10 protein-coding genes are annotated in these 9434 nt (G+C 71.2%); 1 reads left to right on the plus strand and 9 read right to left on the minus strand.

What is annotated here, in order from left to right; translation table 11 throughout:
- Positions 1–182 (plus strand): hypothetical protein (locus E1284_RS42705; RefSeq protein ID WP_207924119.1); only part of this gene is annotated, 182 nt, incomplete at its 5' end.
- Here the strand turns inward: E1284_RS42705 and E1284_RS34745 are convergent.
- The 9 genes from E1284_RS34745 to E1284_RS34785 all read right to left on the minus strand — a co-directional run bounded on the left by E1284_RS34745 (position 158) and on the right by E1284_RS34785 (position 9156).
- A complete protein-coding gene (locus E1284_RS34745) occupies positions 158–517 on the minus strand; it encodes an extradiol ring-cleavage dioxygenase (protein ID WP_243714931.1) in 360 nt (119 codons plus the stop codon). The genes E1284_RS42705 and E1284_RS34745 overlap by 25 nt on opposite strands.
- Positions 514–1362 carry a DODA-type extradiol aromatic ring-opening family dioxygenase gene (locus E1284_RS34750; RefSeq protein WP_131944399.1) on the minus strand — a complete coding sequence of 283 codons (849 nt, stop codon included), beginning with the start codon at positions 1360–1362 and terminating at the stop codon, positions 514–516. The genes E1284_RS34745 and E1284_RS34750 overlap by 4 nt, the downstream gene beginning before the upstream one ends.
- Complete coding sequence (locus E1284_RS34755) at positions 1355–2224, minus strand: creatininase family protein (protein ID WP_131944400.1); 870 nt, start codon at positions 2222–2224, stop codon at positions 1355–1357. Before E1284_RS34755 ends, E1284_RS34750 begins: the two co-directional genes overlap by 8 nt.
- Before the next feature lie 35 nt (positions 2225–2259).
- Positions 2260–3258 (minus strand): ABC transporter substrate-binding protein, encoded by a 999-nt coding sequence (locus tag E1284_RS34760; RefSeq protein WP_131944401.1) that lies wholly within the window; start codon positions 3256–3258, stop codon positions 2260–2262.
- Positions 3259–3553: 295 nt separating this feature from the next.
- Entirely contained in the window at positions 3554–4546 is a 993-nt protein-coding gene (locus tag E1284_RS34765) for a LacI family DNA-binding transcriptional regulator (protein WP_131944402.1), read from the minus strand.
- Entirely contained in the window at positions 4543–5961 is a 1419-nt protein-coding gene (locus E1284_RS34770; RefSeq protein ID WP_131944403.1) for a GH1 family beta-glucosidase, read from the minus strand. Before E1284_RS34770 ends, E1284_RS34765 begins: the two co-directional genes overlap by 4 nt.
- Before the next feature lie 41 nt (positions 5962–6002).
- Positions 6003–6887 carry a carbohydrate ABC transporter permease gene (locus tag E1284_RS34775; protein ID WP_207924120.1) on the minus strand — a complete coding sequence of 295 codons (885 nt, stop codon included), beginning with the start codon at positions 6885–6887 and terminating at the stop codon, positions 6003–6005.
- Entirely contained in the window at positions 6884–7858 is a 975-nt protein-coding gene (locus E1284_RS34780; protein WP_131944404.1) for a carbohydrate ABC transporter permease, read from the minus strand. The genes E1284_RS34775 and E1284_RS34780 overlap by 4 nt, the downstream gene beginning before the upstream one ends.
- Positions 7855–9156: an ABC transporter substrate-binding protein gene (locus E1284_RS34785; protein ID WP_131944405.1), complete on the minus strand. Its 1302-nt coding sequence runs from the start codon at positions 9154–9156 to the stop codon at positions 7855–7857. The genes E1284_RS34780 and E1284_RS34785 overlap by 4 nt, the downstream gene beginning before the upstream one ends.
- Between the last annotated feature and the right edge of the window lie 278 nt (positions 9157–9434).

Here is a 9434-nt window from a genome sequence, read left to right on the forward strand (position 1 = left end):
GTACGGGCGGGGGGCGGTTCGGGGAGCGGCCGGCCGGGCGCCGCCCCGAGGCCGGGGCGGCGCCCGCGGGCATCGGCGACCGCGTGAGCGAGTCGCCGCATCCGATCACCTGGATCCGCGGATGCGCGTCGGTCCGGCCCCGGCCCGGCGCGGCGCGCTACGCACCGCGCTCCGCCATGTAGGCCTCGTACCGGTCTCCCAGCAGCGACTTGATCAGGGCGGTCGCGGCGCCGGAGGTGCCGGCCTTCTCGCCGGTGCCGTAGATCAGCCGGGCGAGCTGGCCGAGGAGGTAGGGGTGCAGGCCGAGTTCGAACAGCGTCCGGAAGTCGCGGTCCAGGATCGCCGTGCGCTCCTCGGGGGTGAGCGGGTAGGCCTCCAGCACCTCCTTCTCGGACGTCTCGAACCGGGCCCGCAGCCCGCGGTCCCATTTCAGTTCCTGGACGAGGTCATTGGTCCGCAGCTGCGGGTCGAAGTGCTCGAGTGCCATTTCGGGCGTGCCTCCGGTCGGCGCGGTCATGACAGGTCCCAGCGGACGGCGCCGAAGCCGCAGCGCCACTGGTCGACGGCTGCGTAGCCGAGGGCCTCGCAGGGGCGGGGGCCGATCGCACCCATGACGACCATCCAGGACAGCAGTTCGGAGGTGCCGCCCGAGCCGGCCTCCTCCATGCGCTCGAACGTGACGTCGGTGAGGACCCGCTCGTGGTCGCCCTCGACCAGCAGGTCCATCCACCAGCGGTCGAACTTCTCGTCGATCTCCAGGTAGCGGGGCCCGCCCGGCTCGTGGGACAGGCCGCCGGAGCCGAACAGGCCGACCCGCAGCCCGTCGGGCAGGCGGGTGCGGATGGCCTCGCCGAGCGTCTCGCCGAGCGCGTAGCAGACCTTCTCGTCCGGGACGGGCGGGACGGTGCAGTTCTGCAGGACGGGGACGACCGCCACCCCCGTCGAGACGAGGTCGGCCATGGTCGTCGGGACGGAGAGGTTGTCGTCGTAGCGCAGGTTCTCGCGGACGGCGCGCACGCGCGGGGCGCAGTCCTTGACGCTCTCGTACAGGACCTCGCCCACGTCGGGACGTCCGGGAAGCTCGTAGTCGGGGACGCGCAGCCAGGGCTTGAACCACTCGTCGGGGCCGGTGTGGCGTTCGGCGAGCCCGAAGGTGAAGTCGTTGTAGTCGCTGACGAACCCGTTCGCGATGTGGTCGTTGGCGATGACCAGGAGCACGTCGGTGCGGGATTCGACGATGGCCTCGTGGATCTCGGCGTAGGCGGCGAGGACCGTCTTCCGGTCGGCCTCGGGCGCCTTGTCGAACCAGCCGGTGAGCCCGGGAGCGTGGCTCGCGGCTATGGCGACGCTGATCTCAGCCATGGTTCCTCCGTTCTTCATGGGGGTGGGACGGCGCCGTGCGCCGCAGGCGGAGCACGATGGCGTCGGCGGCCTGCTCGGAGGCGGTCGTCTGGATCCGGTGCCCCTCCTCGGCGCCGGCCGCGGCCGGGTCGCCGAAGTAGCCGTCGGGCGTGACGCGGCGGGCGTGCTCGAATCCCTGCCGCCAGGTCGCCAGGTCGGCCGGTCCGAGCCCGCTGGGTTCGAGCCGGACGCGGACGTCCTCGCGCACGAGCTTCGGCTGGATGTGCATCATCAGGGACGTCTCCCACTGCCCGGCGTGGACGTCGGGCGGGCCCGCGGGCGGAGGCTCGTCCGGCCCGTAGAGCGTGAGGTGCGGGTCGTCCGGGTCGAGGCCGATGCGGCGGGCCAGGGCGGGCTCGGTCACGAAGCTCGCGTCCACGCCGGCGCGCTCCGACGCGGTCCGTATCCCGTCGTGGACGGTGCGGTTGTGCAGCGCGTCGCCGTGGCCGGAGAAGCAGAACACGTGCCGGAACCCGTCGCGGGCCATGCCGGCGAGGAGGTCGGCCATGACCTCCCGCATCAGTTCGGGACGCACGCCGTACGACGCGGGGAAGGCCCCCGAGACGACGTTGACGCCCCAGTAGTACGGCGGCATGATCAGCGCCTGCACGCCGCGCTCGGCCAGCCGCGCCTGGACGCCGCGCAGCCGCGCCCCGGGGACGTAGACGTCCGTCCCGGTGGGCAGGTGCGGGCCGTGCTGCTCGATCACGCCGAACGCCCAGAGCAGCACCGCTCCCGACCGGGCGGCCCGGTCGACCTCGTACCAGGTCAGCTCCGCCAGCGTGCCGGCGAACACGTCGTCGGGGATCTCGCCGCCGCTCATCGCAGGGACTCCGGGCGAGCAGCGCTCCGGCGGTGTCACCGGTCGAACAGCTCGTCGAGCGGGCGGGTGCTGCCGATCAGGCCGGTCTCGACGGACAGCTGCGCCAGCGGGGCGACCTCCGCCTTCCCCGCCTCCGGGTTCCAGCCCGGCAGGGTGACCTCGTCGCTGAGGCCCGGCTGCAGTTTCAGGTAGCCGTCCAGCGCCTTGCGGGCCTCGTCCGGGTGGCCCTCGGCGTAGGCCATCGACTCCTTCAGCGCCGCGGTGAACCTCTTCACGACGTCGGGGTTCTGCGACGCGTACTGCTTGGACGTGAACCAGCCGGCGAACGGCAGGTGCGTCCCCATGCCCGCGTAGCTGACCGGCAGCCGCTTCGCGCCCTGCCCTTCGGCGATCGTGATGAACGGCTCGCTCATCATCGCGGCGTCCACGCGGCCGCTCTCCAGGGTGTCGGGCATCGTGGGGATCGGCACCTCCACCAGCTCGACGTCGGCGCGCCGCAGCCCGTTCTTCTCCAGGACGGACGCGACCGCGACCTCGTTGATGCCCTTGAGCGTGTTGACGGCGACCTTCTTGCCCTTCAGGTCGGCCACCTTCGTGATCTTCGGGTCGCGGGTCATCAGCTGGCCGGACCCGTCGTCCAGCACGTCGCCGGACGCGCGGGCGCCGACCGACACCATCGTCACCGGGACGCCCTTCTCCCGGGCCACGAGCAGGCTGACGATGTTGGAGTACCCGAACTGGAAGTCGCCGCTGACCACGGCGGGCACGATGGCGGCGCCGCCCTGCGAGTCCTGCGTGGTGACCTTCAGCTTGTGGCGGGCGAACACGCCGTTGGTGACGCCGAGCTTCACCGGGGCGATGTCGATGATCGGGATGACGCCGAGCTTCACCTCGGCCGTCCCGTCGGCGGAGACCTTCGCGGCGCCGCCGGAGCCGCAGCCGGTGAGGGCCGCCAGAGCCAGAGTCACGGACGCCGCGAAGGCGGCGATCGGCGCGGGACGGCGCCCGCGGCCGGCGCGCTGGAGAAGGGACATGTCGGTACTCCCGGGAACGGGCGCGCCAGGCGCGGCGTGGTCGTCAGTGGTTCCGGTGCGGGACGGGGCCCCGAGCGAGGCGCGTTGCCTTCCGGCGACGCGTCCTCATGACGTCCCAACCTAAGGGGCACATTCAATATGTTCAATAGATCGATACGAGCTTTTACCGGGCATGGCGGCGCCGTCCCGTGATCCGGGTCGGCCCGCCCGCCTTGCGGGACGCGGCGCGGCATGGCGATCGTGAGCGCGGATCGGGCCGGTGCCCCGATCGCGAAACGGCGCCCGGCCCCGCGGCTCAGGTGGAGTCGCGGACGACCAGTTCGGTCGGGAAGATCACTGGGGCGGGGTGGCCGTCGAAGCCGGTGAGGAGCATCTGGACGATGGTCTTGGCGACGTCGTCGATGGGCTGCCGGACGGTCGTCAGCGGAGGGTCGGTGAAGCGGGCGGCGTCGATGTCGTCGAACCCGACGACGGCGACGTCGTCGGGGACGCGGCGGCCCGCCTTCCGCAGGGTGTACACGGCGCCGATCGCCATCAGGTCGCTCGCGGCGAACACGGCGTCGAGGCCCGGGTCGTCCTCCAGGAGCTGCCGCATCGCCGCCGCGCCCGACTCGCGGGTGAAGTCGCCCATCGCGGCCAGGGAGCGGCGGCCGGTGCCGGAGAGGGTGTCGCGGTAGCCGGCGAGGCGGTCCAGGCTCGCGGACATGTCGAGCGGGCCGCTGATGGTGGCGATCCGCCGCCGGCCCCGGTCCAGGAGGTGTTCGACGGCGGCCCGCGCGCCGCCGACGTTGTCGGCGTCGCAGTACGGCGGCCGGGCGGTGGAGATCGGGCGGCCGTGCGACACCACGGGGACGCCCGTCCGCATGAGGGCGGCGGGCAGGGGGTCGGAGCCGTGCAGCGACAGGAGGATGACGCCGTCGACGTGGCCGCCCGCCACGAACCGCTCGACCCGGGTCTGCCCGGCCGGCGAGGACGGCATCATCAGCACGGCCTGCCGGTCGGCGGCCTCCAGTTCGTGGCTGACCGTGCGGATGACCTGGGAGAAGAAGGGGTCGTCGGAGAAGACGCGGGCGGGCGGCTCGGACACCACCAGCCCGATAGATCCGGTGCGCTGGGTCACCAGGCTCCGGGCCGCCGAGTTCGGGACGTAGCCGAGTTCCTCGACGGCGCGCTGGACGGCCGCGCGGATCTCCGGGTTCACGGTGGCCGATCCGTTGACCACGCGCGACACCGTGGCCCGGGAGACCCCGGCCCTGGCCGCGACGGCCTCCAGCGTGGGACGTTTCACGCCACCTCTCCCCCGAGCCCGTTGCGGGCGATGACGTCACGGAACCACTGCGCGCTGTCCTTGGGCAGGCGGCGCTGGTCGGCGTAGTCGACGTAGACGATGCCGAACCTCTTGCCGTAGCCCTCCGCCCACTCGAAATTGTCCAGGAACGACCATACGAGATACCCCCGCAGGTCCGCACCGGCCGTGAGCGCGGCGTGCGCGGCCCGCAGGTGCGCGTCCAGGTAGCGGATGCGGGCGCCGTCGCGCACCCTCCCGTCCGGGTCGGGGACGTCGTCGAACGCGGCGCCGTTCTCGGTGACGACGAGCGGCACCCCCGGGTAGTCGCGGCTGAGCCGGATCAGCAGGTCGCCGAGCCCCTCGGGGACGATGGGCCAGCCCATCGCGGTGTGCGGCGGCGCGGCCGGCGGGAACGCGATGCCCTCCGAACCGGGGTAGACGGGGTTCGGCGGGGTGCCGGGCGCGGCGGCGACATAGGTGGGGTTGTAGTAGTTGATCCCGAGCGAGTCGATCGGTTCGGCGATCACGGCCAGGTCGTCGCCGTGGACGTGGTCGAGGCCCCCGTGGCGGGAGGCGACGTCCAGCACCGGCCCGGCGTACTCGCCGCGCAGCACCGGGTCGAGGAACTGCCGGTTGAGCATCGCGTCGATGAGGCCGGCCGCGGCGGCGTCCTGCTCGGACGTGCCGGAGGCCCCTGAGATCCCGGTGGCGACGATCGGCGCGAGGTTGAGGGTCAGCGAGATCCGCTCGGCGCCGCCGGCGCGCAGCCGCCGGGCGGCCAGGCCGTGCGCGAGGAGCAGGTGGTGCGCGGCGCGGAAGGCGTCGGCGGCGCTGGTCCGGCCGGGCGCGTGCACGCCCGACCCGTAGCCGAGGTAGGCGGCCACCCACGGCTCGTTGATCGTCGTCCAGGTGTCGACGCGGTCGGCGAGGCGGTCGTGGACGAGGCCCGTGTAGTCGGCGAAGCGCAGGGCGGTGTCGCGGGACGTCCAGCCGCCGCGGTCCTCCAGCGCCTGCGGCAGGTCCCAGTGGTAGAGGGTCGCGTACGGCGTGATGCCCGCGTCGAGCAGCGCGTCGACCAGCCGGTCGTAGAAGCCGATGCCGCGCGGGTCGACCGGGCCGGAGCCGTCCGGCTGGACGCGCGGCCAGGCGACCGAGAAGCGGTAGGCGTCCAGGCCCAGTCCGGCCATGAGCCGGACGTCCTCGCGGTAGCGGTGGTAGTGGTCGCAGGCGACGTCGCCGGTGTGCCCGCCGGCGACCTTTCCCGGGACGCGGCTGAAGGTGTCCCAGATCGAGGGTCCGCGCCCGTCGTCCCGTGCCGCGCCCTCGATCTGGTACGCGGCGGTGGCGGCACCCCAGACGAAGCCTGGCGGGAAGGTGAGGGGCCGGTCGTCGGTCTGGAGCGTCGTGGCCGTCATCGTTCTGGCTGGTCCCTCTGGTGAGATCGGTGAACGACTGGTCATGCTTTGAGAGCGCCGTCCATGATTCCGCTGATGATCTGGCGTCCGAACAGGACGAAGACGGCCAGCAGCGGGAGCGTCGCCACGGCGGTGCCGGTGAACATCAGCGAGTAGTCGGTGTAGTAGGCGCCGTTGAGCAGGTTCAGGGAGTACTGGACGGTGGGGTTGTCGGGGTTGAGCACGGCCAGGGGCCAGATGAACTCGTTCCAGGTCTGCATGAACGTGAACAGCCCGAGGACGGCCATGGCGGGCCGCAGCACCGGCAGGACGATGCTCCAGTAGATGCGGAACGTCGAGCACCCGTCGATGCGGGCGCTCTCGATGAGCTCGTCCGGGACGGCCTGCATCGTGTACTGCCGCATCATGAACACGCCGAAGCCGGTGACGAGGAAGGGCACGATGACGGCCTGGAGCTTCCCCGTCCAGCCGATCTCGGCCATCAGCATGTAGAGCGGGATGATGCCCATCTGGACCGGCACCATCATGGTCGCCAGCATGACCAGCAGCAGGGCCCCGCGCCCGCGGAAGCGCAGCTTGGCGAAGGCGAATCCGGCGAGCGAGGCGAACAGCAGCGTGGACACGGTGACCGTCGTGGCGGCGATCGCCGAGTTGACCAGCCCGAGCGTGAAGTGCGCCTGCTCGTTGCCGAACAGCCGGGACAGGTTGCGGCCCAGTTCGCCGCCGGGCGTGAGCGGCGGCGGCGTCGAGCCGACCACGTCGTTCGTGCGGGTCGCGACGACGAACATCCAGTAGATGGGGAACAGCGACAGCGCGATCGTCGCGAGGAGCGTGATGCGGGTGAGCGGGCCGGCGTCCCACAGCGCGGCGACGGCGCCGCCGCCGCGCCTGCGCCGCGGCTTCCCCGGCGTCTTCAGGAGCATCATTTCGCGCCCCCTCCCATCCGCCGCAGCCACAGGAAGTTGAGGAGGGAACCGAGGAGGATGAGCATGAAGAGCATCCAGGAGACGGCGGACGCGTAGCCGTAGTCGAACCGGCGGAACGCGTTCTCGAACATGTACATGGTGACCGTCTGGAACTGCCGCAGCGATCCGCCGGCCATGTCGCCGTTGCCGAACAGCAGCGGCTCGGTGAACAGCTGGAACCCGCCGATCGTCGAGACGATCGCGGTGAAGATGATGGTGGGCCGCAGCAGCGGCAGCGTGATCGTCCAGAACTGGCGGGCGCGGGACGCCCCGTCGATCGCCGCCGCCTCGTACAGGTCGCGCGGGATCGACTGCATCGCGGCCAGGTAGATGAGCGCGTTGTAGCCCGTCCACCGCCAGTCGACCATCACCGAGACCGCCAGCCAGGACGTCCAGCGGCGCGCGGTCCAGTCGAGGTGGTCGACCCCGAACCAGCCGAGCACCCAGTTGACGAGGCCGAAGTCGCGGCTGAACAGCTGCCCGAACACGATCGCCACCGCGGCGATCGAGGTGATCATCGGGACGAGCACGCCCATCCGGACGAGCGTCCGCCCGCGCATCCGCTGGTTCAGCGCGCTCGCCAGCACCAGCGCGGCCAGCAGCTGCGGGACGGTGGCGATGACGAACATGCCGAGCGTGTTCCGGACGGAGTTCCAGAACTGCGGGTCGGTCAGGACGAGCCGGAAGTTCTCCAGGCCCACGAACTCATGGGCGCCGAGCAGCTCCCAGTCGTGCAGGGCCACCCAGACGGTGTAGCCCATCGGGAACAGCCCGAACAGGAAGAACAGCAGGAAGTACGGGGAGATGAACAGGTAGGGCGAGAACGTGATGTCCCACCGGGTGAGCAGGGTCCGCGACCGGCGGCGCGGCACCGGGGACCCGGGCGGACCGGCCGCCCGGGGTCCCGTGCGGGAGCCGATGGAGAGCGTCATCGAGCTTCGCGCTCGGCGTCGTCGAGGGCCTTCTTCCACGCGGCGTCCGGCGCGAGCCTGCCCTGCTCCAGCGCGAGGAGCGCGTCCTCGAAACGCTGCCCGACCGGGTTGTTGTCGGCACCGAGGTAGAGCGGCTTGACCGCCTTCGCGCCGGCGGCGTAGATCTCCCCGACGGGGGCGTCGCTGAAGTACTCGTTCTTGAACGACTTGACCGCGGGGTCGTCCAGCGCCTGCGGGGACGACGGCAGGTTGTTGCGCGCCTTGAACGCGGCGATCTGGCTGTTCACGCTGGTCAGGTACTTGGCCAGCTCGGCGGCCTCGTCGGCGTGCTTGCTCTGCTTCGGCACCGCGAGGAACGAGCCGCCGCGGCTGCCCGCGCCGCCCGGGATCGCCGCGACGTCCCACTTGCCGGCCGCGCCCGCACCGGCGTTCTCCTTGATGACGCCGAGCATCCAGGACGGGCACGCGATCGTCGCGAACTTGGCCTGCTTGAACCCGGAGCCCCAGCTCGGCTCGAACGACTTCAGCCCGGCCGACAGCCCGGCCTCCTGGATCTTCACGGTGGTGTCCCAGGCGTTCTTGACCGCGGGGTTCTCACCGGCGACGAGCTTGCCGGAGCGGTCGAAGAACGTGTAGCCGGCGCTCTGGCTCGCGCTCTGCGCCAGGATCGTGTTGTAGAGGTTCACCGAGCCGTCGACGAACGTGGAGTCCTTCACCTTGGCCGAGTACTTCTCGCCGGTGGCGATGTAGTCGTCCCAGGTCGGCCACAGCGCGCCGACCTTCTCCCGGTCGGTCGGCAGGCCCGCCTTCTTGAACAGGTCGGTGCGGTAGCACATGGCCAGGCCGCCGATGTCGGTGCCGAGGCCGACGAGGTACTTCCCATCGGGGCTGAGCGCCTGCTTCCACTTCCAGTCGAGGAAGTTGCCCTGGAGCGAGCCCGCGCCGTGGTCGAGCAGATTCACGAACTTGTCCGGGTGGGCCATGAACTTGGTGAGGATGCCCTCCTCGATGGCGACGACGTCGCCGGCGCCGCTGCCCGCGGCGATCCACTGCTCCAGGCGGGGCAGGTACTCGTCGAGCTGCACCACGTTCCGGTGCTTGATCTTGATGCCGGGGTGGGCGGCCTCGTACTGCTTGAACAGGTCCTCGTACCCGAAGGTGCTGAAGGTGTCGACGATCAGCGTGACCGTCCCGTCCGAGCCGGAGCCGCCGTCTCCGCTCCCGCAGGCGGAGAGGCCGAGCGCCAGGACGGCGGCGGAGACGAGGCTGGGCAGGAGGCGGCGGTGGGCTCTGCGCATGGCTGTCCTCGGTGGGGGTGGAGGTCGGAACCGGTCCGGTACCGGCTGAGAGAGCGCTCTCGCAGAGGATGGCGTCAGCGGCCATGGCTGTCAAGAGAGCGATTTCTCTTGAAAATCTGATCTGCACCGGAGCGGGCATATGTGCAGATAGAGACCATCATTGCCCGCCCGGCAGGCGAAGAGAGCGCTCTCTGATCTCTTGACGGACGGGTCCCGGCGGGCGACATTGGCCCCACCAGAGGCAGGCCCCGCGCCTGCTCCCACCCCCGCTCTGGAGG

This window comes from Actinomadura bangladeshensis (genome assembly GCF_004348335.1).
GTDB classification, from domain to species: Bacteria; Actinomycetota; Actinomycetes; order Streptosporangiales; family Streptosporangiaceae; genus Spirillospora; species Spirillospora bangladeshensis.